The following is a 24,374-nucleotide window of genomic DNA, read 5'->3' as shown; positions in this document are numbered from 1 at the left end:
GGTTCTGTGCATCAGGGCAAATTCCGGAACGACGCCGCGGGATGTCGCTCGGGCAGCCTTCCGCTTCCTCCGAACAGCTTCTCGCGCAATGTTCCCGGATCGTATTCGGTCTTGTAGAGGCCTCTCTCCTGCAGAACGGGCACGACGAGATCGACGACGTCTTGGAACGTACCCGGAAGGATCAAGTTCGCGAGATTGAAACCGTCGATGCCGGTGTTCTCCATCCATGCCTGCATGCCGTCCGCAACTTCCTCCGGACTGCCGAGGATGAGGCTGTTGCGGCCGCCGATCTTCCGCACCGTCTCGATGACTTCTCCGACCTTGAGCCTCTTCTCGGACTGGGTGGTGAACCGCGCCACCGACGCCTGCCCGTGGTCCGTCGCCTTGTACCCCATGTAATCGTCCGGATCGTACTGCGACAGATCGATGCCGCTGAAGCCTCCGTACAGCGCGAGCGGTCCCTCGGGGCTGCTTAGCCTCGTCATCTCGCGAAGCTTCTCCTCCGCTTCCTCCCTTGTCCGGCCGACGACGATGTTCGTCGCCATGAACACCTTGACGTCCTCGGGCCTGCGGCCGTTCGCGACCGCCTTGGCGCGTATGTCGTCGACGTAGAACTTCGTGCTCTCGAACGAGTGGGAATCGATGAACACGCACTCCGCGTGCTTGGCGGAGAACTCGCGTCCTCGCCCCGAAGCTCCGGCTTGGAGAAGCAAAGGCGTCCGCTGCGGGGACGGCTCGCTGATATGCGGTCCCGCCACCCGGAAATGGGCTCCCTCGTGGCGAATCTCATGCACCTTGGCGGGATCGGCGTACATGCCCCGGGCGAGATCCCGGACGACCGCGTCGTCCTCCCAGCTGCCTTCCCATAGCTTGTAGACGACTTCGAGGTACTCCTCCGCCATCTCGTACCGGTCGTCGTGGGCGATCATCTTGTCCATGCCGAAGTTGCGCGCCGCGCTCGGCAGGAAGGACGTGACGATGTTCCAGCCGATTCGGCCTCCCGTCAGATGATCGAGAGTGGACATTCTTCTGGCATGGGCGAACGGCATCTCGTAGGTCGTCGGCACCGTGACCGCGAAGCCGAGATGCTTGGTCGCGTACGCCATAGCGGAGATGAGCAGGGTTGGGTCGTTGTTCGGAACCTGGACGGCGTCCCGCAGCGCGGCGTCGCGGCTGCCTTGGTACGTATCGTAGTAGCCGAGCACGTCCGCGAAGAAGATCGCGTCGAAGAGGCCGCGTTCCAGCAGCTTTGCCTGCTCCACCCAATAGTCCAAGCTCGTATAGTTCCGTTGATTCAGGGGGTGCCTCCACAAGCCGTGGGCGTTGTGCATGGCGCTGTTCATGTCGAATGCGTTAAGCAGGATCTTCTTCGCCATCTTCCCGCCTCCCTACTTCCCGACCCGAAGCTCGGATTGTCCGATGTGAATCTGGCACAGCTCGCTGGAATAAGCCATCAGGCCGCCCGCCTGGGCATCGCGGAGATGCCGCTCGAACGGGAGCGCCTTCGTGTAGGCAAGCCCGCCTCCGACGCGGATGCCAAGGTCCGCGATCTCCTTCGCGACCTGGTTCGCCATCAGCTTCGCCTCGAGTCCCGCCCGGTTCGTCTCCTCCGAATGCTCGTCCGCCAGGCGAAGCAGGTCCTCGGCGAGCAGCTTGGCCGCCTTCAGCTTCACGTAAGCCTGGGCAACCTCGACCTGAACCCATTGCGCGTGGCCGAGCGGCAAGCCCGTCGACGGAAGCATTTTCTTCTCCGCGTGCGCGCGCATGGCATCGTAAGCCGATTGGGCGATGCCGAGCGACAGCCACGGAAGGCCGAGCGCGATCAGGCCCTGGCGGGCACGCAGAGCCTCGCCGCAGCGATTCTCCTTCTTCAGCCGGGTACCGTTGAAGCCTATCAGTTGGCTCCGGGTCCCCCTCATGCCAAGAGAATCCCAGATGTCGTGGATGACGACGGAATCGTCCCGCTCCACGCCGAAGAAAGTCGTCTTGCCTTCGATCCCGATGTTGACGATGAAGTAGTCGGCCCACTCCGATCCGGAAACGAAGCGCTTGGCGCCTTCGAGCTTCCAGTCGCCGTCCGGCAGAGGGATCGCCTCTTGCACCGGGCTGAGGAACAGGTTGCCGGAGGCCGGCTCGCTGAGCGCGCTGGCGAACCGCTTGCCTCGCTTCAATTCCTCCAGATAGTAGCGAGACCTCTCCGGAGAGGACAGCATGACGAGACCTTCGGCCGCTCCGGTGTGCATGAGCCAGATGCAGGCGGTCGCCGGGCAGCCCCGGGCAATGGCGAAGACGATCTTCCCGTAGGTACGGTAGGAGATGCCCCCTCCGCCCCATTCCTTGGGCAGGATCGCCAGATCCAAGCCGCTCTCGGACAGCGCGATCAGATTCTCCTTGGGCAATTCGCCCATCCTGTCCACGTCCGCCGCCTTCTTCGCGAATTCCGCGGACAGATCCCCGGCGATGCCGAGCCAATAGCTATCCGTCTTGTCCGTCCCCTTGCTCATGATCCGTTCCTCCTCGTTGGCTGTCGGCCTCTTGTCGGTTACGCGGACTTCGAACGATAACGCCCGCTTCTCTTCTCCAACCATGCGAACAATCTCTCGAAAACAATGCAGAGCAACCAGTAAACGATAGCGGCGTCGACGTAAGATTCCATGTAGCGATACCCATCCGCCGCCGCGATCTTGGCGTTGGACATGACTTCGATAACCATGACGGTGAACGCCAGAGACGTTCCCTTGATCAGACCCAGGAAGTTGTTCCCGATGCTCGGGAGCGCCACGACGAACGCCTGCGGAATGACGATCCGGCGGAACGTCTGCCAGGTGGTGAGACCGACCGAATAGCCCGCTTCCATCTGCCCCGGGTCGACCGCGCTAAGCGCCGCGCGGATCGTCTCCGACAGGTAAGCCCCCGAATAGATCGTGAATGCCGTAAGCGCGAAGGCGAGCGGCGGGAGATCCGCCGAAGAGATCGGGAGGCCCAGCTTCATTCCGGCCCAATCGGCGACCATCGGAAGAGCGTAGTAGATCACGTAAATCTGCACGAGCAGCGGAGTCCCGCGAATGAACGAGACATAGATGATCGCGAGTCTATTTAATACCGGCACCTTGTACATGCGGCAGAGCGTCACCAGGAACCCGATCACGAGGCCCGCCAGAATGGCGAAGACCGAGATGAGCAGGCTCATCGGGATGCCGGCGATTATTTTCGGTAATGACTTTAGTGCAAACTCCATGTCGAAGACCATAAGAAACGTTCCTTCCCTTATGCCATTTGTCGAACGTTATCCGGCGACTCCCTTGTGCCCCTTCTTGAACGCTCTCTCGAGCAAGGCGACGGCTTTCTCGATGATGAAGCAGAGTGCCCAATAGAGAAGCGCGACCGCGATGAACAGCTCCAGCTGGTTGACGCCGTTCGAGCGAATGCTGATGACCTGCGCGCGGCCCATGACGTCGACGACGCCGATCGTGAAGGCAAGCGAGGTCTCCTTCAGAAGAGAAATCGCGGAGTTGCCGAGATTGGGAAGGGCGATCGCGAAGGCCTGCGGCAGCATGACTCTCCGGAACGCTTGAAACGGGGTCATCCCTACGCTAAAGGCGGCCTCTTGTTGTCCGCGATCGACGGCCTGGTAAGCCGATCTCATGATCTCCGACAGGAATGCCGCCCCGTTTAATGAGAAGGTAATGATGGCGAATACGACTTTGTCCCAGCTGTTGATATCGATGCCGATGCCTTTGAGCACCTGCGGAAGTCCGTAAAAGACCAGGAACAGCTGAACGAGAGGAGGAGTTCCCCGTATGAACGAAATGTACCACGTAGCCAGGATTCGAAGAATCCGGCTGCTTCCCAGCTTCGCCGCGGCAAGCAGCAAAGCCAGGAGCAGTCCGAAGGCCAGCGATAGGATTACGATCAATAGAGTCAAGGGCAAAGCCTCGAGCAGCTTGGGAAAAACCTTGACGATGTATTCCGGATTGAAGGTAATGCCCATCTGTCAGCCTCGATTCTTATTTGAAGATGTCTTCGCCCATCCACGTCTGGGAGATGGTCGAGAGCGTGCCGTCGGCCTTGAGCTCCTTAAGCGCCTCGTCGATCTTGGTCTTGAGGTCCGTCTCGCTCTTGTTCAGGACGAAGTAGATCGGGTTCGTCTGAATGGCGTCCGTCAGCTTCAGGTCGAGGTTCAGGTCCTTCTGCGTATCGTAGTAGGTCATGCCCGGAATGAGGAAGGCGTCGTAGCGGCCGGATGCGACCCACTTGAGGGCGTCCGCCGTCGTCACGTTGTCGATCGTCTCGAGCTTGATCGGAGCGTCCGGATGAGCGTCGTTGTAATCCTTGATGATGTTGTAGTTGCTCGTGTTCGGCATGAGCGGAACGAGCTTCTTGCCGACCAGGTCGTCCAGCGAGTTGATGTCGGAATTGTCGCTCTTGACCGCCAGGTACATCACGATGTTGCCGTAGTTCTCGTCCGGGAACAGGTACTTCTCTTCGCGCTCGGCCGTCTTGAAGAAGCTGCCCGCTCCGAGAACGTCCTTGCCGGTGTCGACGCCGACGAAGACGGCCGATTGGTCGACGCCCTCGTATTCGAATTCGTACTCCGGAATCTTCTCATCGATCGCCTTGAGCACGTCGACGTTGTAGCCGGCCAGCTCGTCCTTGTCGTCCACGAAGCCGAACGGCTTCCATGTGTTGTTGATCGCCATCTTGACGACCTTCGCTTCCGCGGATGCCGATGCCGACGAAGAAGCGGATGCCGATGAGGAAGCGGTCGGGCTGGCCGCTCCCCCGTTATTGTTGTTGTTCGAGCATCCAGCCGCCACTACCGTCACGCTGAGCGCGAGCGTCATTACCGCAAAGCTTTTTTTCATCTCCACTCATCTCCCTTTTCGATCTTGTTTCTATTTGGTGTTACCGTGTTGCCATGATGAAGGGCTTGAATTGCTGCGTCTCTACCTCGACCAGCCCGAGGTCCGTGATCTTGGCCTTCGGGATGACGGGAAGGGTGACGGCGATCATCCGGTGAATCGGATTCTTGCCCGGCATGATCTCCTTAAGCAGCACGTCCACGAAGCTCTTGAGCTTCGGCACGAGCTCGGACGCCGGTTCAAGGCTCATCAGTCCCGCCAGCGGGAACGGCAGATGCGCGATCACCTTGCCGTCCTTGACGGCGACGAAGCCGCCTTGGGACTTGCGAAGCTCGTTCGCCGCGATGACCATGTCGTCCGTGTCCACTCCGAGCACCGCCAGGTTGTGGCTGTCGTGAGCGACCGTCGTCGCGACCGCCCCCGCGATAATCCCGTACCCCGCCAGCAGGCCAAGGTTGCGATTCTCGTTCAGCCCGTGGCGGTGGAATACCGCGACCCGGCAGAGCGGACCTTTCGGACCGTCGTACGCTTCGGGAACGAGCTGTCCGTCCTTCACCGGAAGCGCGGTCTCGAGGAAGTCGGTCGGGATTCCCGGCGCCACGTCGTACTCGATGAGGCGCACCCGGGCCTCCGTCGCGTTCGGATCGTCCACGCGGAGCACCAGATCCTCCGCGGTGATCTCGGGAAGCTTCACCGTCTTGAGAAAGTCCTCCGGAGGAGCGATGGCCGGCTGGGGACGAATCAGCTCTCCTTCGCGCACGACGTGCTTGCCGCCGACGAACACGTCGGACACGTTCATCGCCGCCAGCTCGTCGACCAGCACGATGTCGGCGAGCCTGCCGGCCGCGATCGCTCCCAGATCTCTGCGCTCCAGCCGCTCCGCCGAGTTCAGCGTCGCGTAGCGTATCGCGTTGACCGGGTCGATGCCATGCTCGATGGCCTTGCGGACGATGTAGTTCATGTGTCCGCGGTCAGCCAGGTCGTGCGGGAGCAAATCGTCGGAACAGAAGCAGACGTTCGGCAGATAGCCCATGTCCTTCAGAATCGGGGCGCATTCTTCGATGCTCAGGGAGAAGGAGCCTTCCCGAAGCTCGACGATCATGCCCGAGCGGATCTTCTCGATCGCTTCTTCCTTGGTCCGGGATTCGTGATCGGAATTCGGGCCCGCGATCATGTATGCCGACAAGTCCCGGCCCGAGACGCGGGGGGCATGGCCTTGAATGAGCTTGCCCGACCGTTCTCCCGCTTCGAGAATGCCGGCCATCCGTTCTTCGCCTTGAATGACGCCGAGGTAGCTCATCACTTCGCCGAGGCCATAGATGCCGTCCCAGGCGAGCATCTTCCCGACCGCCTCCGGCGTGAAGTCCGCTCCGGACGTCTCCAGCCCGGGGGCGGCCGGAACGCAGGAGGACAGCATGTTCATCATCCGGATGTCCATGCCCTCCGTCGCGTCCACCATGTACTTGACGCCGCGCTCCCCGAGCACGTTGGCGATCTCGTGCGGATCGGTAAGCACGGTCGTCGTTCCGTGCAGGAGGATCGCGTTGGCGAACTCGGCCGGCGTCAGCATGCTTACTTCCACGTGAACGTGCGTGTCGATAAGGCCGGGAATGGCGTACCGGCCGCGGCCGTCGATCTTCGCCTTGGCTTCCAGCGTCGTGACGCCCGGCGAGGTCACGTGAACGATGGTGTCGCCCGTAACCCCGATGGCGGCCGGATAAATCTCTCCGGAGAATACGTTGACCAGCTTCACGTTCTCGATCGCCAGATCGATCGGCGCATCGCCTCGGGCGGAAGCTACGAGTTGTTGTCGGTTCATAAGGACAAGCTCCTTTCGGGTTCCATCATCCTTGATTTCAATCTGATTTATTTCGTTCTAGAGCAGGGTGGATCCGTTCTTGCTGGTCATCTTAAGCAGCCTCCAGACCGGATCCGTGAGGCTCGATTTGTCGTGGGAGGCGTATTGGGCCGCGATGTTGCGAACCGGATCGCCGGCATAGAATCGCTCGTACAGCTCATGCCGCGATCCCAGCGGACTGCCGATCAGGTCCCAAGCGAGCTTGAACAGCTGGACCTTCTTCTCCGCGCTGACGTTCGCCCCTTCGAAGTAGAGATGCATCAGCTTCGAGATCGGACCGTAGAAGTCCTCGACTCCCGACGGCGACTGAACGAAGCCTCCGCCGCCGACCTGCTGCAGGATTTCGAGCGCTCTCGGATAAAACTTCGTTCCGATATTCCTCGCCGAATGAATATAGCCGAGCTCCGGCACGAGAACGCCGGATTCGTCCGGCTTCGCCTTGGCTTCCGAAGCGACGACTAGCGACTTGATGACGTCGATCTGGATGAGCAGCTCGCCCAGCTTCTCCTGGACGTGAAGGAAGCCGTTCGCCCCGATCGATTCGGCGACCGCGAAGGCGACTCCCGTTACGAATTCCAGCTTGGCGACGAACCGGACGATGTTCTGGTGGAACGCCAGCGCGTTCGCCGTATGGTTGTTCCGAAGCGCCAGCACCTTCTCGGCATCCCCGTACAGCAGCACTCGCTCCCAAGGGATCAGCACGTCGTCGAAGAACAAAACCGCGTCCATCTCGTCGTAACGGGAGCTGAGCGGATGGTTCTGCTCCCGGTTGTCCGCGAACGATTCCCGGCAGACGATATGCAAGCCCGGAGAATTCGCGGGAACGACGAGGACGTGGGCGTGCTTGCTGTCCTTCATCTCGAACTTCAGGAAAGAGGAGATAATAAAATCGTGAGTGTAAGGGGCTCCGGTGGCGATCATCTTCGCGCCCCGAACGACGATTCCCTCCGAATTCTCCCGAACGACGTGCAGAAAGCGTTCGGAGATCCGCCCGTCGTCCAGCCCGCTGGAACGGTCGATCTGAGGATCGATGATCGCCGTCGTCAGGAACAGATCGTTGTCTCTCGCTTGCTCGTAATAGGCCGAGATCTTGCTCTCGAACCCGGGATCCAATCGGCCGAGCTGGCTTCGCGCAGCGTACCAGCCGGTGATCATCGAACGGGCGTAATCGGACAATCGGCTCATCATGCCATGGGTCTGCTCCGACCAATAGGAGAATGCTTCGTTTCGCTTCGCGAGGTCCTCCGCCGTGAAGGGAACGAGGAACGAGCTGTGGGCGTAACGATCTCTTCCCGGAATCCGGAAGCCCACGCGGTCCCGGACGCCCGGGTTGTCCAACGTGTCGAATAGCGTTCGGATCGTCTCCAACGTTCCGCGGAAAGCCGGATGCTGCGGTAGATTCTCTAACCTCTTGCCTTCAAGCCAGACATGGCGACCATCGTTCAAGCTATCTAGAAACCGTGCTCCCCTCAAAGCCTATAAACCCCTCTCTATCTGCCGATAGCGAAACGGACTACCCGTTGATTAACATTAGATAATCATTTATGATAGCTATTATCACATTTATATCAACCGACATTTTCGCGATCGTAGTATGATAACCAACAAAACATCACAGAAAGTCTATTATCGGGTAGATAATGCGCATTGAAAACGCAAGCATTCTGTTATTTTACCTAACATACATCTGTCCAATATGTTGGCTAACCAACAAATTCAAGTCATATGTCGGTCAAAATGATGGGAGGTATGCCAGTGACTTCCAGTCGCCTTGGCGGTCCAACGGATCGTAGAATCGTCCGCACGCAACAGCTCGTCCGAGACGCTCTTTTGTCTCTGGCGACAGAGAAACCTTTTTCCGAGATCCTCGTTCGGGATATCACCGAGAGAGCCAACGTGAATCGTTCTACCTTCTATGCCCATTATCAAGACAAATTCGAACTGATGGATAAGATCGCCGAAGAGAAGCTGTCCGCTCTCGGCAAGCTCGCCTCGCCCGAATACGGCCTCTCGGCTCCCCCTTTCCAGACCGATTTCGAGACGCCCGACCCGTATTTCCTGGCCCTATTCGAACATTTGGCGGAGAACGAAACTTTCTATCGGATTATCCTCACCCGGATGCAGGACTCCTCCTTATCGGATAGAATGCTGGAATCCATCCGCGAATTTTTCTACCTGAGAATCACCAGCGCGCAGCCAAGCCAGAAGCTTCTTGTCCCCCTGGATATCCTGCTCGATTACGCGAGCTCTTCCGCGATGGGCACCATCCGCAGATGGTTCGAGCAGAATCGAATCTATTCGCCTCATTACATGGCCTTGCAGCTGACCCGAATCTCGGAGTTGGGCTTCTATCGGGCGATGGGCTACGAGGCAGGATAGCTTGGCTTTTCCCCGAGAACCAAAAACCGCATCCTCGGAAGCTTCGGCTTCTAAGGGCGCGGTTTTCTTCTTTTGCAGCCCGAAATGTCGCGATTTCGGAGTCGTATGGCGCGAAACGATAGAGGGATGCGGACATATTTTCGGGCTTCAAATATTATTTGTTCACTTATGCCGGAAAGCGTCCCTCTTCCTCTTATTTGTGTTATAATCCCATTGTTTTGTTAAAAAAGGAGATCGCTTTCAAGCATTCAAACCTACAGAAAAAGCCGGTGATCGAATGTTTCAACTGAAGTGGTTATGGCACAATTTGATCGGGGATCGAGCACGGTACATTATCGCTTTATGTCTCTCCGTCATAGGCTCGTCGCTGACCATCATCAACCCGTACCTCGGACAGCGCATCGTCGACACCTTCATCGCCAACGACAACGCGATGGCCAATCTGACGAACGAACGGGGTCTGCTGATCGGCCTCTGCCTCGGCATGGTGGGCTTCTCGCTGCTGCGCACGGGGCTCGCCTACGGCACGACTCTGCTCTATGAGGTCGCTTCGCAAAGCATGCTCTACCGGGTTCGAATCTATCTCTACAACAAGATTCAGGGCCAGGACATGAGCTACTACGACCGCAACCGTACCGGGGACCTCATGACGAAGATGACGGGCGACCTCGATATGGTGCGGCACACGATGGCGTGGATATTCAAGACGATCATCGAATCGCTGACGATCTTCGTGGCGGCGGTCGTCTACTTCTTCTATATCGACGCCGAACTGACTCTATGGCTGCTCATTCTCTCGCCTCCTATCTTTATAGTAGCGTTTCTATTCGCCAAGCGAGTACGGCCGATGTACATCGACCTGCGGGAACGGCTGTCCCAGCTCAACACGACGACCCAAGAGAATATCGCGGGCAATCGCGTCGTCAAGGCGTTCGCTCGCGAGGAGTTCGAAGTCGAGAAGTTCACGGAGAAAAACGTCCACTACGCGAAGGCCAACAAAGCGGCGGCGATGGTGTGGCTCGACTACTTCCCTTACCTGGAGACGTTCGCCCAAGGCTTCAACGTCATCCTGATGATCGTGGGCGGCATGCTCGTCATGGACGGACGGCTTACGTTCGGGGAATTCTCCGCCTTCTCCGCTCTTATCTGGGGCCTGTCGAACCCGATGCGCAACATCGGCATCATTATCAACGACATTCAACGCTTCTTCGCCAGCCTTAACAAAATCATCGATATCTACTACTCCAAGCCGGGCATCGTCAACGATCGCAATCCGATCGAGAAGCGCCGTTACGAGGGCCGAATCGCCTTCGAGCACGTGAGCTTCAAGTACGACAACGCGACCGTCCTCGACGACATCGACTTCACGATCGAGCCCGGCGAGACGGTGGCGATCATGGGGGCGACCGGTTCGGGGAAAACGTCGCTCATCAACCTGATTCCCCGCTTCTACGACGTGACGGCCGGCCGGGTTCTGGTGGACGGCAAGGACGTTCGAGGCTTGGAGCTGGGCGAGCTGAGAGCCAATATCGGAGTGGCGACGCAGGACGTGCTGCTGTTCTCCGATACGATCGACGGCAACATCGCCTACGGCGATCCGGAGATGCCGGAGGAGGAGGTCCATCGGTTCGCGAGGCTCGCCGCCGCCGACGCCTTCATCCGGAAGATGCCGGAGGGCTACGACACGATCGTCGGCGAACGCGGCGTCGGCCTGTCCGGCGGTCAGAAGCAACGCATCGCGCTGGCGCGCGCCCTGGCCGTCAAGCCTCCGATCCTCATCCTGGACGACACGACCTCGGCCGTCGACCTGGAGACGGAGGAGCATATCCAGAAGAGCCTTCGGGAGCTCGACTATTCCTGCACGAAGATCATTATCGCCCAGCGCGTGTCCACGACGGCAAGCGCGGACCGGATCCTCATCCTGGATAACGGCCGCGTCATCGAGGACGGCACGCACGCCGAGCTATTGGCGAAACGAGGCTATTATTACGAAGTATTCATGCTCCAGAACGAGGGCTTGGGAAGGCAGGTGACGGCACATGGCCAGAAATAAATTCGACATCGACGAGGATCTGGAATCGCCGTTCGACATCCGCCACTTCCGCAGGGCGATGGTCTATATCCGCAAACAGAAGACGCCGATGCTCGTCGCCTTCCTGCTGAGCGCCCTCTCGGCCGGCATCGGACTCTCCGCGCCGCTGATCGTCCAGCACGTCATCGACGTGACGATTCCGGCCAAGGACAAACCGGCGTTGCTGTTCTGGTCGGCGATGACGCTCGCGACCATCGTCGTCAGCGTCATTCTGGCGACGATCCGCTCGCGCATCATGACCCGTGTCGGCCAGGACATCATCTTCGAGATCCGGTCGGATCTGTTCAAGCATCTTCAGCAGCTGCCGTTCCAGTATTACGACGACCGGCCGCAAGGGAAGATCCTGATCCGGGTCGTTAACTATGTCAACGCTGTCTCGGACGTGCTGTCCAACGGTATCATAAACTTCATTCTCGAAATCCTGAACCTGGTCTTCATAGCGATCTTCATGTTCGCCGTGGACGCGAAGCTGTCGCTCGTCATCCTTGCCGGGCTGCCCATCTTCCTCCTCGTCATGTTCCTGCTTAAGACGAGACAGCGCCGGGCTTGGCAGATGGTGTCCAATAAGAGCTCCAACATGAACGCTTACCTGCAGGAGAGCATCAGCGGCATTCGCGTCACGCAGATCTTCACGCGCGAGGAGCGCAACGAAGGCATCTTTACCCGGTTGGCGGTCAACTACCGCAAGGCATGGATGAGAGCGATGTACTTCACCCATCTCGTCCCGTTCTCGGTAGACAACCTTGCGACCCTCGTATTGACGGCCATTTTCTTCGTCGGACTGCTGGTTATGGGCCCGGCCGAGGCGACCTTCGGCGTCATTCTCGCCATGAGCGCCTACGCTTCCCGCTTCTGGCAGCCGATTCTGAACCTGTCGAACATCTACAACAGCTTCATCAACTCCGTCGCTTATCTCGAGCGTATCTTCGAGACTCTCGACGAGCCGGTCACCGTCAGCGACGTTAAGGACGCGCGAGAGCTCCCGCCGATCAAGGGCAGCGTCACGTTCGACAACGTCACCTTCGCTTACGATCCGGGCTTGAATATCCTGGAGAACTTGAACTTCCACGTCAAGGCGGGCGAGAGCATCGCGCTCGTCGGCCCGACCGGCGCCGGCAAGACGACCGTCGTCAACCTGATCTCGCGCTTCTACAACGTCACGGACGGCGCCATTCTCGTCGACGGCCACGACATCGCGGAAGTGAAGCTGAAGTCGCTGCGCAGCCAGATGGGCATCATGCTGCAGGACAGCTTCATCTTCTCCGGCACGATCCTGGACAATATCCGCTACGGCAAGCTGGACGCCACCGAGGAAGAAGTCATCGCCGCGGCCAAGGCCGTCTGCGCCGACGACTTCATCCGCGAGTTCGAGCAGGGCTACCTGACCGAAGTCAATGAGCGCGGCTCGAAGCTGTCCCAAGGCCAGCGCCAGCTCATCTCGTTCGCCCGCACGCTGCTCGCCGACCCTCGCATCCTCATCCTGGACGAGGCCACCTCGTCCATCGATGCCCGGACCGAGCGCCTGCTCCAGAAGGGGCTGAACGAGCTGCTTAAGGGCCGGACGTCGTTCATCATCGCCCACCGCCTGTCCACGGTCAAGAACTGCGACCGCATCCTGTACGTCTCGGACAAGGGCATCGCCGAGAGCGGCTCGCACGACGAGCTTATGGCGCAGCGCGGCAGGTACTACAAGCTGTATACGGCTCAGAAGATGGAGGCTTAAGGCTTCCGGCAATAGGCAGCAATCCCCCGAATCCTTGTTCGGGGGATTGTTTTTCCATCATCGAAAAACGCCCCGCATCGACTGCCGACGCGGAGCGTTAAATTCGCTTTAGAGGAACGGAATGGTTCAGGAGAAAGGCGTGTCCGAGAGTTTGACCGCAAGCGTCGGACAGCCGTCTTCCGCGTCCAGCAAATCATCCAGAAACTCCTCGTCGATAGCCGTGACCCCGCGATTGTCGTCCCCGCCGAAGATGACGCCGGCATATCCCTCGTCATCGTATTCGTAAACGTCGGGCGCTATCGCCACGCAAGCTCCGCAAACGATACATCTGTCCTTTTCTACCCGCGTATACTTGGCCATCCTCAACTCCCCTTTCGATTTTCGGCATTGTTGCCATACAAAGTCATTCTCCAAATTCCGCCAAAAACCTCTATCGTAAGACAAAAAGAAAGTAAAACAAGCTGTCCCCGGTTGATATTCCGGAAACAGCTTGTTCGATAGGGGGATTGACCAATGCGGATAGGGGCTTGCTTCTTCCTTCAGATGTCGCGGCAAAGGATCGGGCCGACGGAGCCGACCTCTTCCCCATCCTCGACCAGTTGCCTTACGGCCACGTTCATCTCTTGGTCCGGACGGTCAAGCGGGTATACCCGGGCGACCTCCTCGGCCTCGTCGACGTGTTGAATGTATACCGGAGTACCGTCCAAGGTCACGTTCGCCATGATCGGCGATGCGGCAATCTCCGACGCGCGCTGTACGTTCATCTTTCGGTTCCAACCTTTCCTTCGCGTAAACTCCGTTTCATTCTTCACGTGTAGCCGCCGGAATATTCTTGGGTTCCCCGGAACATGACTATAGATACTTATGCCTCGAAGGAGAGTTCCCCATGACCGAAAAACATCGCAAGAACCCCGAACAAGAAAACGCGAAGCTTGCCAACGAAACCTCCGAAGAGGAAGAGAGGACGGTCGATTTCGAGAACCAGTTTCTGTATCCCACGATCGAGCCTCATTATCGGAATGACGTTAAATGACTGTACGAAAGGTTAGCTTCATCGCCTCATACAAGAAGTTCGATATCTTCCCGGAGCCTCGAGGCGATATCGCCAAGCGTCGCTTTCAGCTGCGTGAACTCCTCCGTCGACTTCCGAATCTCTTTAAGCATATCGATCGTTCCTTTAACGGCAGGGAAATAAGCGGCCGTATAGTCTTCGATCGTAAAGGACTCGAAGAAATCCTTAAACAATTCTTCTAGCTGCTCCTTCATTTGCTGCTTGGCGCTTTGAAGCTTTTGTTCTTCGACGGCTTTCATGACCATGCTTACGACGTCTACGATGACGGGCATCCACGCGGCGAATTTGGAGATACGGGAAGCCCATTTCATCGCCCCCCATGGCTTAAACTTGATATTAAGCTTGGTCATGTCCCGCAGTTTAAGAATGGAGTCGGCAATCGCCCGCGTGGATTGGGTGCCCAGCTTCGATACCAGATTCATTCCCATTTTTCGGGAATACTCCAAGAGCTGAGACTGAAGCTGATTGTGATACTCAACCGAAGTTTCGACTTCCCTAATCAACTGATCCTGTTCATCTAACAACTGTTCCGTATACTTCTGGATCACTAGGTTGATTCTTTCCTGAAGAATGTATCCGTTGTTGCCCAATCTCTCCTGCACTCGCGATCCGAACTGCTTGCGATCCGCCGCCCCTTCCATATAGACGAGCAGGTCCTGGCGTATCGTGAGAATTTCTTCCTTGATCTGTTGGTGCTTCCGGGAGATGTCTCTTTGAAGCGTCTCGACGGAATCGGACACTTCCCGCTCTTGGTTCCGAATAACCTCGAGCTTGTCGGACAGCTTCTCGTTCATGGCCTTCAACTGGAACTCCAATTGGAGAACGGCGTCCCTTATGACGCTGATTCCGGCTTTGATCATCAGGCCGCTTCTGGATTCCCGTATGAAGGCATTTAATTCCTCTACGAGCAACGGGATCCGCGAAAGCTGCATGTACTCCTCTTCATTAGCGAACCAATGCTCAAGCCCCTGATCGAAGGGGTTGCCTGCCGTGCATACGATTCGCGGAGAAACATCATGGGAAAGAATCCGCCCCAGGGTATCCCTCACGACTTCCTTCTTGATCGAAGCATGAAGCTCGAAGTCCTTTTCATCGTCCAGATCCGCAATTTCGTCCATTTTGTTGACGATAAAGATCGTCGAATCGATTTTCTGCAAGTCCTGCAGCAACCACCGAATCGTCGCATGGTGGCTCTCCTTCAGCGGGTTGACCGGATCGACCGTATAAAGAAGGACATTCGCTTCGGATATGTATTTCTTTGTGCGTTCGTCATGCAGCATGTCGTCGGAGAATAACCCCGGGGTATCCACAATAACGTAATCCCCGTACGGATACACTTGAATGGAGTCGGTGGTCGGTTCGGGAGCGATCCGGATATCCAGCTTCTTGGTCAAAGCGGATAAAAGCGTGGATTTCCCATCGGTAAACGCGCCGAACATGGCGATGACGAACTTCTCGTTCTCCAGGTTGTCTCTAGCCGCGACAAGCTTCCGAGTCAGCTCCGCGTTCTCGAGGCCCAGTCTCGTCTTACTCTCCTCAAGCGTGCTCTCCAGCTTGAATAGCAGATTCCTCAGCTTATTCTTTTGCTCCGTATAGGATGTAATGATGGTTACCCTCTCCTGACTTGTTTGATCGGATGAGCCGGATTCTTCGACGCGTAGTAATCGTTAATTCCCGACAGCATGCGGTAGTGAAACTCGTCTTTGCCTCCATAGAATAGAATCTGCCGCTCGACTCGCTGATCGAGCCCGTTGAGGAGCTCGTTGATGGAGCCGTATTGCTCGAAAGCTTCAAGCTGCAGCAGCTCTTCCCGGTATCGAATAGGCTTATCCAAGATACACACCGCTCTTCTCATCCGAAGATCCAAATAAGCGACCTGCGGCCGCGTCCCGCTGACGAACTCGATAAGAGAATTCGAGATGTCGATTCGAACGAGATTCAACTCCCTGACTTTCGCGTTCAGGGCTTGACTCAGCCTCTCGGTGGAGCGGACGAATTGGTTCACCGCATGCAGCTGTCGCTTGATGCCTCGTTCCAATGTCGCCGCTTCTCTCCTCATGTTGGCTTCCATTTCCTTCTTCACGCCATTGATGCTTTTGTCGATTTCGTAGTAGGCCTTATCCTTCGCTTCCCGCTTGCGTTTGGCCGGATCTCGGAAGAACCAGTCCCAGATCTTGCGGATGACTCCGACGACAAGCGTAACCGCCCCGAGGATCGGGTTAATGGCGAACGAGGTTACGATTCCGACTATCGTAAAGCCTAGATCAGCGACTTGATCGAAAATATACTTAAAGCTTAGCTTCATCTCCCGGACGATCTCTCCAAGGTCGATATCCCCGTTCTTGACGCCGTTGAATTTCAGCCCAAGGTCGATCCGGGTTCTCAGGTTGTCCAGATGTTTCGCGATTTCCGACCGGAGGCTCGCAATGTGAGCTTCCAACCCGTCTTTGATCTCGAGTTCATGCCGATCCTTCACTTCCCGCAATGCGTTCTGAATCGCGCTTTCGCCGAGTCCGTTGTCGATACACGACGCAAGCTTATGCTGCATGTCGGATTTCATTCGCTCCAGCCGGGCATCCAAGTCGTTCAGCAAATCCCGGTTGTATTTGCCGATCGTATGCTCCACTTTCTCCGTCGCTTGTTTGACTTGGTCTTTGAGCAGCTTAATATCCTGATCGAAGTTCTTCTTCTCGCGCAGGAGGCTGGAAAGGATGGATTCGATTCCTTGGACCAATTTATAGGTATTGTTGACGGCAATTTCTTTGGGAGCCATCTCGTGAAGACGCTTGATCTCCGCCTCCAACTCGTCGAATCGGCTGAACGCGTATGCTTGCTCGGCGCTTCCGAATACGGATATGGCTTTGTCTCGGTCCGCGATGAATTCGTCTCTTGCCGGACGGCCAGAAGCGACATAAGCCAGATGGGAGTTAACGAGAAAAATGCCTTTATATTGCGCGCCAATAATGGATCGCAGCTTGGCTTCCGTCCGGTCCCGAACCGATTGAACATTCGGCGAGATCAGCTCCTTGACCCGCGCGTACATCCCCGGCTTTCCCCGAATGTTGAGAATAACGTACACCTTCGCCTGGTCCTTCAGGTATTTCTTGATTTTGCGTAGCGTCCCTTCTTCGGGCTCCTTGTTGGCCGCGGCGACATAGAAGATAACGTGCGATTTCAAGACCGAAGTCCGAATCTCGTTCTCGTATTTAAGCTCATTGCCTTCGATGCCCGGCATGTCCATCAAATGTACGCCGTTCCAAGTCCGGCTTTGCTTCCGTTGCGTAAAATCCTTGCGGCCGTCGCCTATTCCCTCATCGTTGTCGCGCAGCAGCGCCCCGATCGTCGTGCTCTTTCCCGCATTGGTCTCGCCGAAGAAGGAGACGTTGAAGGAATCCCATTCGACGTTCTCCATCAATTGGTCAAGCGTCTTTCGGATGCGGTCCATGCCTTTAACGATTTCCTTGTGTATGCCTCCGAGCGATTGCGCGATACGTTCATCGCTTCCGGATTCTTCGACGGATATCTCCCGGATCGACGACATCACCTTTAACGCTTCTTCCGCATGACCGTTAAGAATCCTTGCGTAACTGCTCATCGTTTGCCCCCAGAATTTATGCGTTCCTATATTCCTTTGTCGATAAGCCATTTTATGATGGAAATCAAGTCCGTTGCAATACAAAAAAATCCCTCGCCTAAGCGAAGGATCTCATCATCGATATTATGGTGCGGTCGAGAGGACTCGAACCTCCACGAGATTGCTCCCGCCAGCCCCTCAAGCTGGTGCGTCTGCCATTCCGCCACGACCGCATAATCATTCGTCCCGGGAAGCTTTATTCAAGCTCGTCCCCGAAGGACACTTAAATAGTATAGGCGGTTCCGGCTCAAAAGTAAAGGGCGAGAGAAATAGTCATACTTTTCAATATCTTCTCCCGCCCTTTGGTGCCCTCCGATCAGATCAGAGCGATCGCCAGCAGCGTAAACAGGGACAGGGCAAGGATGCCCGATCCCCAGCCGTATCCGTAGCCGCCATAGCCGCCCCAAGCGGACAATGTCAATTCGCCCTTGGACGTCCTTAGGTACAGGTTCTCCCGGTCCACGTCCACGATTGTGCCTTCATAGGTTCCATAATGCGTCTGTACGCGAACTCTGCGATTCTTATGATTGAGACAGAAGTCATACATATTCATCCGAATCTCACCCTCCCCTACGTTCGCTTAGCAAGGCCAGTATCAAGGTATGAGAGATGTCCCTGATGAGATTGGATGATGGAGCGAAATGTGCGGTTGTCCCAAAACCAAAAAAATCCCCCGCCTAAGCGAAGGATCTCGTCATCGATATTATGGTGCGGTCGAGAGGACTCGAACCTCCACGAGATTGCTCCCGCCAGCCCCTCAAGCTGGTGCGTCTGCCATTCCGCCACGACCGCATATTCTTGGGTAATCGTTCCTTCATGAGAAGAAACTGGTGAGCCATGAAGGACTCGAACCTTCGACACCCTGATTAAAAGTCAGGTGCTCTACCAACTGAGCTAATGGCTCGAAAAGAAAGTTGGTGACCCGTGGGGGAATCGAACCCCCGTTACCTCCGTGAAAGGGAGGTGTCTTAACCGCTTGACCAACGGGCCATGGGCACATGCTTCTAATCTTTCCGACTGCCGTCCCGTTTCGACGACAAAAATGATTATATCGGATGCGCCCAGGAAACGCAAGCTTAATTATCAAGTTTTCCTCAAGTTTTTTCGGTGTAAAAATATGTTATCCTTATTGCAGGAAAAGAGGTGTCTCCGTGTCTAATATGCTCGTTTATAACTCGGAATCCCAGACCGTCGAGGAGACGCCCGTGCGCGTTCCAGGCGAGAACGAAGTCGCTTGGGTCCCCCTTATCGGGGCCAAGCCCGAAGAGATCGAGCGGGTGCTCGGAGATCTCTTCCAATGCCACCCTCTCATCATCGAAGATTGCATCAAGGTGAACCAGCGTCCGAAGCTGGACAAGTACGACAAGCACATGCTGATCGCCTTTTTCCACGTCAACAAGGATCTGTCCACCGCCGAGTTCGAGCATGTGATCGGCCCCAATTACATCATTACGGTCGCCGCCCGCAAGATTCAATCCCTTCAGGAGACCGAGGAAGAATTCAAACGGCTTCCGAACCTCATGGAATACTCGGGAAGACTGCTGTATACGCTTCTGAACCGATGCGTAGACGACTATACCCTTGTCAGCGACAAAGTGGACGACCGGCTGGACAAGCACGAACGCGCCGTCTTCGACAATCCTTACGTGAAGATCGCCGGAGACCTGTTCCGCCTTAAGCGCCAGCTGCATAATTTGAGACGGATCTTCTCGGAGGAGAAGCTGATCTTAAGCCAGCTCAGCCATGAAAGCTTCCCTTATAGCCGCAAGGAAGCCGACGTCTACTTCATCGATCTCCACGACCACCTCTCCCGGGAGCTCGATTCCATCGATACGTTCCGCGAGTCGATCACGGCGCTGCTCGACCTTCAGATCAACATGAAGTCGGACCGCATGAACGAGATCATGAAGACGCTCACCGTCGTTAGCGTGATTTTTATGCCGCTGACCTTCATCGTCGGCCTCTACGGAATGAACTTCAAGAACATGCCCGAGCTCGATTGGAAATTCGGCTACCTGGGCGTTTGGATCGTCATGCTTATCGTGTCCGGAGTTCTGTGGTGGTATTACAAAAAGAAAAAGAAGTGGCTGTAGAGCCGCTTCCGCGAAAATGCGAACGTAATAAAAGGACCTTCCCGGGCGCCCGAGAAGGTCCTTATCGTATTTGGAAGTTGTGGCGGAGAAGGAGGGATTCGAACCCTCGCACCACTTACGCAGTCTAACCCCTTAGCAGAGGGTCCCCTTGAGCCACTTGGGTACTTCTCCATCTGGCTCCCCGAACAGGACTCGAACCTGTGACAACTCGATTAACAGTCGAGTGCTCTACCGACTGAGCTATCAGGGAATGTGTTTTCCAAAAGCGACATGTATTAATTTATCATGGGTCCACAGAGAAGTCAAGCTTTTTGAACGCTGTTTTTTAATGGAAAATCGGAATCCGCTTCATGCCCGCAAGCAGCGGATTTATAGCGGATTTAAACCTTCTCCCGAACCCCATTCTCCTGCGGCGGAGCGGCAAGCAGCTTCAGCTTGCCCCGGCATCTTCCGCACGCGTAGCGGCGAGGATCCACCTTCCGCTTCCGGGGATACGTCATTCCGCATTCCTTGCAGACGAGCAAATATTTAACCGGCAAGCTTCTGCGCGCGCCCGGAAGGGACTTGCAATGAAGCGTCGCTCCGACTTTCTTCAACAGCTGCTTAAAATCCGCGTCCTGATGCCGATAGCCTCTGCCCGCCAGATGGAGATGGTAGTGGCACAGCTCGTGCTTGATGATTTTCTCCGTCTCCTCGGCTCCGTGAACGGCCAGCTGCTTCGGACTGATCTCGATGTTGTGGCTCTTCAGAAAATAACGTCCGCCCGTCGTGCTCAGTCTTCCGTTAAAGGTGGCGCGGTGGCGAAAAGGAATTCCGAACGACTTCAGAGATACCGATTCCACCCATGCCTGCAATTCCCGATCGTCCATTCGTTCCTCCCGAACCCTTGTCCTACTTGAATTGTAGACGCCTCATGGGCTACACTGTCAAGTATAAGTTGCATGAGGGGAGCTACACGACGCAATGTCGAACAAGGCCTACAATATTCTGCAAAATAGCGACGGCACCCTCCAATTCGTGGAGATGCCCGCTACGCATGCGTACCAATTAAGCGCGCTCAACCTGAGGCTTCACAAGGAGCTCGCCAAGCTGACCGCCGACAACGTGCCGGAGCTTCCTAGAGCGGTAGCCGAGTGCACCTCGCTGGAGCTGCTCGAAGAGAACGCTTCGCCGACGAACGGTCTGACGTACATCAACGAATTGGAGAAGACGTTCTCCTCCATTCGGGAATCCTCTTATCCGCTCGTCTCGCTGCTGACGGAGATCCGCGCGCTGCAAGCCCAGCTGGAGCAATGGTACGAAGAGGAAGAGGAGCTTTCGATTTAATTCGTACCCGCTGGCGACTTTCGCCGTCGGACCTGCACGGTTATGCCGCCGTTCCCATATGCTAGGGAAGCAGCGTATACGGGAGGAGGGCGACAGCGATGCCGCAGTGGCTGTGCAACCAGCTCATGCGGGCGTACTTCAAGAAGGATCGCCGGCAGATCAAGATGCTGAACGATTGCTGGTTCTTCTATCAGCGACAGTCCCCGGCAGGGACGAGCGGAACGGTTCCGCGTTCGCATCATTGAGAGACGAAGAGCCGCTTCCAGCGTTTGAGATTCGCAAGATCAGGCTGCTTAGGCAGCCTATGAACAAGACCGCCACTCCTTATCCGGCCGGCCGAGCTTCGCTCGACTCTTCCGAGGGGTGGCGGTCTTAATAACGTTAGGGGAAGCGACCGGCTAAGCGGTTACCCTTCCGACGGCCCCTTCATGGTGAGGCTGACCCTTCCCTTCTTCAGGTCCACCCCGATGACCCAGACCTTGACCGTATCGCCGACCGCGACGACTTCGGTCGGGTGCTTGACGAAGCGGTTGCTCAGTTGGGACACGTGCACGAGGCCGTCGTTCTTGATCCCGATGTCCACGAATGCCCCGAAGTCGACCACGTTGCGAACCGTGCCGTTCAGCTCCATCCCCGGCTTCAGATCCTCGATATCCAGAACGTCCGTATGGAAAATCGGCTGGGGAAGCTCGTCGCGAGGGTCCCGGCCCGGCCGCAGGAGGCTGTCGACGATATCCCGCAGGGTCGGTTCCCCGACTTCCAGCTTCGCCGCCGTCTCGCCGATAGCGAGCGCGTCCAGTTTGGCCTTCAGCTCGGGAGTGCCGATGGCATCCGGCTTCAGCTTCAGCTCCTTGAACAGCCGATCCACTACCTTATAGGACTCCGGGTGAATCGGGGTCTTGTCCAGCGGATTCGCCCCGTCCGTAATTCTCAGGAAGCCGATGCACTGCTCGTAGGTCTTCGCTCCGAGCCGCGGCACTTTCTGGAGCTGCTTGCGGTCGGTGAACTTGCCGTTCTCTTCGCGCGCTTTGACGATGTTCTTCGCCAGCGTCGCGTTGACGCCGGAGACGTACGCGAGCAGCGAGGGCGAAGCGGTGTTGACGTCGACGCCGACGTGGTTGACGGCGGACTCGACGACTCCCCCGAGGCTCTCCTCGAGCCGCTTCTGCGTCACGTCGTGCTGGTATTGGCCGACGCCGATCGCCTTCGGCTCGATCTTTACGAGCTCGGCGAGCGGGTCCTGCAGGCGTCTCGCGATCGAGACGGCGCTTCTCTCGGCGACGTCGAGGTCCGGGAACTCCTCCTGCGCCAGCTTGGACGCGGAGTAGACGCTCGCCCCCGCCTCGTTCACGATCAGGTACCGGAGCTTGCGCTCCGGCATGCCCTTGATGACGCCGACGACGAACTGCTCCGTCTCGCGCGAGGCCGTTCCGTTGCCTACGACGATAAGCGTAACCCCGTACTGGGTAATCAGCCGGCGGAAAATCGCCTCGGCCTCCGCTTTCTTGTTGTGGGGAGGAGTCGGGTACGAGACCGCGACCTCCATCAGCTTGCCGGTCTCGTCGACGACCGCGAGCTTGCAGCCCGTGCGATACGCAGGGTCGACGCCCAGCACGACCGCCCCCTTCACGGGAGCCTGGAGCAACAGATTCCGCAGATTCTCGGAGAAGATGCCGATCGCGTGCTCCTCCGCCTTCTCGGTCAGCTCGCCTCTAAGCTCGCGTTCGATCGACGGAGCGATGAGCCGTTTGTAGGCGTCTTCGATCACGGCCTCCAGCGTCTCGGCGGTCGCGGAAGGTCCGCGAAGGATGCGGCGGCGCAGCTCCTCCATGAGCCGGTCCGTCTGCAGCTCGATGCCGATGCTTAGGACGTCTTCCCGCTCGCCGCGATTCATCGCCAGTACCCGGTGCGGAGGCAAACGCTTGAGCGGCTCCGAGTATTTATAATACATCTCGTAGACGGATTCCGCGTTCTCGTCTTTCGCTTTGCTCTGCAAGATGCCGTATTCCCAAGTATAGCGGCGCACGCGCTTACGGATATCCGCATCGTCGGCAATGATCTCCGCGACGATGTCCATCGCACCCTGCAGCGCTTCCTCCGCCGTGGCGACGCCTTTCTCCTCGCTCACGTACCGGGCCGCTTCTGCCAGAACTTGGCCTTGGCGCGGCTGCGAGCGCAGCCATTCGGCCAGCGGCTCCAGCCCCTTCTCCTTCGCGACGCTCGCCCGCGTCTTGCGCTTCTGCCGGTATGGCCGATAGAGATCCTCGACCTCCTGCAGCTTCGCGGACTTGCGAATGGCGTCCTCCAGCTCGGGAGTCAGCTTGCCCTGCTCCTCGATCAGCCGAACGACCTCGCCTTTGCGATCCTCCAGCTGCTTCAGGTACCCTCTGCGCTCCTCGATCGCCCGAAGCTGGTTCTCGTCCAGCTCTCCGGTCATCTCCTTGCGGTAACGGGCAATGAACGGGATCGTATTCCCTTCGTCGAACAGCCCCGCCACGGTTCGGACTTGGCCGGGCTTCAGCCCCAGCTCCGCCGCGATCTGGGCGATCATCCGCTCCTCCGCTTCCTTGACGGTCAATTGCTGCGTTGCTTCGCTCATTGCTTCGACTCCCCTTCGAATATATTTATGTAGTAGCGAGACGGCTAAAGGACGCCCCTTTGGGAAGCGTCCTGCTTAGCGGATTATGGTGTCTCGGGCTCCGGGTCGCCGTTGTATCCCAACGCGCCCAGCACGAACCGGGTTACGTCCGCGATCTTCTCTTCCGTGCTCGGAAGCGGCTCGCGGATGACCGGATTAAAGAAGCCGAAGTCTCTCGGGAACAGAATTCCTCCCCACACATACAAGAACGTGTTGTCCAGCGAGCGAAAATGGAAGACGCCTTGATGCCTGCCTTCTTCCAAAATGTCCCTTGCCATCTGCCATACCGGAACGAGATACTTCTGCACGATCGCGACTCTCGGCGTCAACTGAGCGGATTCCTGCTGGATCAGCCTCACCAGCTCGGGGTCGTTCGCCTGATAGGCGATGACCTTTCGGATAAGCAGCTTGATCGCCTTCACCGGGTCCTGCTTCGCTTCCTCTCCTTCGAGCAGAAGGCTCTCGGGGAAGGACATATCGAAGAGCGCCCGATACATGTTGTCCTTGCCTCCGAAGTAGTACGAAACAAGCGCGACGTTCGCGCCGGCCTCCTCGCAAATCTGCCTTACGGTCGTCCCGTCGAAGCCTTGACGGGAGAACAGCTTCTTCGCGGCCACCAACAGCCGCATCTTCACGTCGTGCTCGGCCGATTCCATCGCTGCCTCCGATCTTCAACCCGACTTGTCTTCCGTATACG

Annotated in this window: 22 protein-coding genes and 6 tRNA genes; 7 read left to right on the top strand and 21 right to left on the bottom strand. The window is 57.2% G+C overall.

The features are described from left to right. Nucleotides 1-11: 11 nt before the first annotated feature. Genes H7B67_RS05325 through H7B67_RS05295 form a run of 7 tightly spaced genes read right to left on the bottom strand, consistent with a single transcriptional unit; the run spans nt 12 to nt 8,193 of the window. Nucleotides 12-1,376 carry an LLM class flavin-dependent oxidoreductase gene (locus H7B67_RS05325; protein WP_185118760.1) on the bottom strand — a complete coding sequence of 455 codons (1,365 nt, stop codon included), beginning with the start codon at nt 1,374-1,376 and terminating at the stop codon, nt 12-14. Nucleotides 1,377-1,388: 12 nt separating this feature from the next. Then, nucleotides 1,389-2,504, bottom strand: a complete 1,116-nt coding sequence (locus H7B67_RS05320) for an acyl-CoA dehydrogenase family protein (protein ID WP_185118759.1) — start codon at nt 2,502-2,504, stop codon at nt 1,389-1,391. Nucleotides 2,505-2,542: 38 nt separating this feature from the next. Next, entirely contained in the window at nt 2,543-3,238 is a 696-nt protein-coding gene (locus tag H7B67_RS05315) for an amino acid ABC transporter permease (protein WP_281067841.1), read from the bottom strand. Nucleotides 3,239-3,286: 48 nt separating this feature from the next. Continuing rightward, a complete protein-coding gene (locus tag H7B67_RS05310; RefSeq protein ID WP_185118757.1) occupies nt 3,287-3,991 on the bottom strand; it encodes an amino acid ABC transporter permease in 705 nt (234 codons plus the stop codon). Nucleotides 3,992-4,007: 16 nt separating this feature from the next. Further along, on the bottom strand, nt 4,008-4,865 hold the full coding sequence (locus H7B67_RS05305; protein WP_185118756.1) for a transporter substrate-binding domain-containing protein: 858 nt from the start codon (nt 4,863-4,865) through the stop codon (nt 4,008-4,010). A 40-nt stretch (nt 4,866-4,905) separates the two neighbouring features. Beyond that, nucleotides 4,906-6,681, bottom strand: a complete 1,776-nt coding sequence (locus H7B67_RS05300) for an adenine deaminase (protein ID WP_185118755.1) — start codon at nt 6,679-6,681, stop codon at nt 4,906-4,908. A gap of 57 nt (nt 6,682-6,738) precedes the next feature. Beyond that, the gene (locus H7B67_RS05295; protein WP_185118754.1) at nt 6,739-8,193 is read right to left on the bottom strand and encodes a 4-hydroxyphenylacetate 3-hydroxylase family protein; all 1,455 of its coding nucleotides are present in this window, start codon (nt 8,191-8,193) and stop codon (nt 6,739-6,741) included. Between the two features lie 276 nt (nt 8,194-8,469). Between H7B67_RS05295 and H7B67_RS05290 the strand changes: the two genes are divergently transcribed. The 3 genes from H7B67_RS05290 (at nt 8,470) to H7B67_RS05280 (ending at nt 12,914) form a co-directional block, all read left to right on the top strand. Continuing rightward, entirely contained in the window at nt 8,470-9,099 is a 630-nt protein-coding gene (locus H7B67_RS05290; RefSeq protein WP_185118753.1) for a TetR/AcrR family transcriptional regulator, read from the top strand. Between the two features lie 277 nt (nt 9,100-9,376). Beyond that, nucleotides 9,377-11,152: an ABC transporter ATP-binding protein gene (locus H7B67_RS05285; protein ID WP_185118752.1), complete on the top strand. Its 1,776-nt coding sequence runs from the start codon at nt 9,377-9,379 to the stop codon at nt 11,150-11,152. After that, nucleotides 11,139-12,914: an ABC transporter ATP-binding protein gene (locus tag H7B67_RS05280; RefSeq protein WP_185118751.1), complete on the top strand. Its 1,776-nt coding sequence runs from the start codon at nt 11,139-11,141 to the stop codon at nt 12,912-12,914. The genes H7B67_RS05285 and H7B67_RS05280 overlap by 14 nt, the downstream gene beginning before the upstream one ends. Nucleotides 12,915-13,040: 126 nt before the next feature. Here the strand turns inward: H7B67_RS05280 and H7B67_RS05275 are convergent, their stop codons facing one another. After that, nucleotides 13,041-13,274, bottom strand: a complete 234-nt coding sequence (locus tag H7B67_RS05275) for a ferredoxin (protein WP_185118750.1) — start codon at nt 13,272-13,274, stop codon at nt 13,041-13,043. Nucleotides 13,275-13,453: 179 nt separating this feature from the next. Beyond that, a complete protein-coding gene (locus tag H7B67_RS05270) occupies nt 13,454-13,678 on the bottom strand; it encodes an H-type small acid-soluble spore protein (protein ID WP_185118749.1) in 225 nt (74 codons plus the stop codon). A gap of 122 nt (nt 13,679-13,800) precedes the next feature. On the opposite strand from H7B67_RS05270, the gene H7B67_RS05265 reads away from it, so the two are divergent. Next, the gene (locus H7B67_RS05265) at nt 13,801-13,947 is read left to right on the top strand and encodes a hypothetical protein (RefSeq protein ID WP_185118748.1); all 147 of its coding nucleotides are present in this window, start codon (nt 13,801-13,803) and stop codon (nt 13,945-13,947) included. A 26-nt stretch (nt 13,948-13,973) separates the two neighbouring features. Here the strand turns inward: H7B67_RS05265 and H7B67_RS05260 are convergent, their stop codons facing one another. From H7B67_RS05260 to H7B67_RS05230, 7 genes are all read right to left on the bottom strand, one after another. Continuing rightward, a complete protein-coding gene (locus H7B67_RS05260; protein ID WP_342592510.1) occupies nt 13,974-15,590 on the bottom strand; it encodes a LeoA/HP0731 family dynamin-like GTPase in 1,617 nt (538 codons plus the stop codon). Between the two features lie 5 nt (nt 15,591-15,595). Continuing rightward, on the bottom strand, nt 15,596-17,581 hold the full coding sequence (locus tag H7B67_RS05255) for a GTPase (RefSeq protein WP_185118746.1): 1,986 nt from the start codon (nt 17,579-17,581) through the stop codon (nt 15,596-15,598). 126 nt (nt 17,582-17,707) lie between these two features. Further along, a tRNA-Leu gene (locus tag H7B67_RS05250) sits at nt 17,708-17,793 on the bottom strand. 143 nt (nt 17,794-17,936) lie between these two features. After that, a complete protein-coding gene (locus H7B67_RS05245; protein ID WP_185118745.1) occupies nt 17,937-18,173 on the bottom strand; it encodes a hypothetical protein in 237 nt (78 codons plus the stop codon). A gap of 153 nt (nt 18,174-18,326) precedes the next feature. Continuing rightward, nucleotides 18,327-18,412: transfer RNA gene (locus tag H7B67_RS05240), tRNA-Leu, on the bottom strand. Between the two features lie 36 nt (nt 18,413-18,448). Continuing rightward, nucleotides 18,449-18,524, bottom strand: a tRNA-Lys gene (locus H7B67_RS05235). A gap of 11 nt (nt 18,525-18,535) precedes the next feature. After that, nucleotides 18,536-18,610 (bottom strand) — tRNA-Glu (locus H7B67_RS05230). A 170-nt stretch (nt 18,611-18,780) separates the two neighbouring features. Between H7B67_RS05230 and corA the strand changes: the two genes are divergently transcribed. After that, nucleotides 18,781-19,713: a magnesium/cobalt transporter CorA gene (gene corA / locus H7B67_RS05225; RefSeq protein WP_221468688.1), complete on the top strand. Its 933-nt coding sequence runs from the start codon at nt 18,781-18,783 to the stop codon at nt 19,711-19,713. An 80-nt stretch (nt 19,714-19,793) separates the two neighbouring features. On the opposite strand, the gene H7B67_RS05220 is transcribed toward corA, so the two are convergent. From H7B67_RS05220 to H7B67_RS05210, 3 genes are all read right to left on the bottom strand, one after another. After that, a tRNA-Ser gene (locus tag H7B67_RS05220) sits at nt 19,794-19,884 on the bottom strand. A gap of 3 nt (nt 19,885-19,887) precedes the next feature. Then, nucleotides 19,888-19,963: transfer RNA gene (locus tag H7B67_RS05215), tRNA-Asn, on the bottom strand. A gap of 130 nt (nt 19,964-20,093) precedes the next feature. Next, entirely contained in the window at nt 20,094-20,582 is a 489-nt protein-coding gene (locus H7B67_RS05210) for a SprT family protein (protein WP_185118743.1), read from the bottom strand. Nucleotides 20,583-20,676: 94 nt separating this feature from the next. On the opposite strand from H7B67_RS05210, the gene H7B67_RS05205 reads away from it, so the two are divergent. Together H7B67_RS05205 and cmpA are read left to right on the top strand one after the other, a co-directional pair. After that, a complete protein-coding gene (locus H7B67_RS05205; RefSeq protein WP_185118742.1) occupies nt 20,677-21,039 on the top strand; it encodes a hydrolase/acyltransferase in 363 nt (120 codons plus the stop codon). A gap of 98 nt (nt 21,040-21,137) precedes the next feature. Then, nucleotides 21,138-21,284, top strand: a complete 147-nt coding sequence (cmpA, locus tag H7B67_RS05200; RefSeq protein ID WP_185118741.1) for a cortex morphogenetic protein CmpA — start codon at nt 21,138-21,140, stop codon at nt 21,282-21,284. Nucleotides 21,285-21,445: 161 nt separating this feature from the next. On the opposite strand, the gene H7B67_RS05195 is transcribed toward cmpA, so the two are convergent. Continuing rightward, complete coding sequence (locus H7B67_RS05195; protein ID WP_185118740.1) at nt 21,446-23,638, bottom strand: Tex family protein; 2,193 nt, start codon at nt 23,636-23,638, stop codon at nt 21,446-21,448. An 83-nt stretch (nt 23,639-23,721) separates the two neighbouring features. Then, the gene (locus H7B67_RS05190; RefSeq protein ID WP_185118739.1) at nt 23,722-24,333 is read right to left on the bottom strand and encodes a TetR family transcriptional regulator; all 612 of its coding nucleotides are present in this window, start codon (nt 24,331-24,333) and stop codon (nt 23,722-23,724) included. Nucleotides 24,334-24,374 lie beyond the last annotated feature (41 nt).

This window comes from Cohnella thailandensis, assembly GCF_014212135.1.
Lineage (GTDB): Bacteria > Bacillota > Bacilli > Paenibacillales > Paenibacillaceae > Cohnella > Cohnella thailandensis.
Note: the sequence above shows the minus strand (reverse complement) of the source record. Positions and strands in the feature narration are given on the sequence as shown.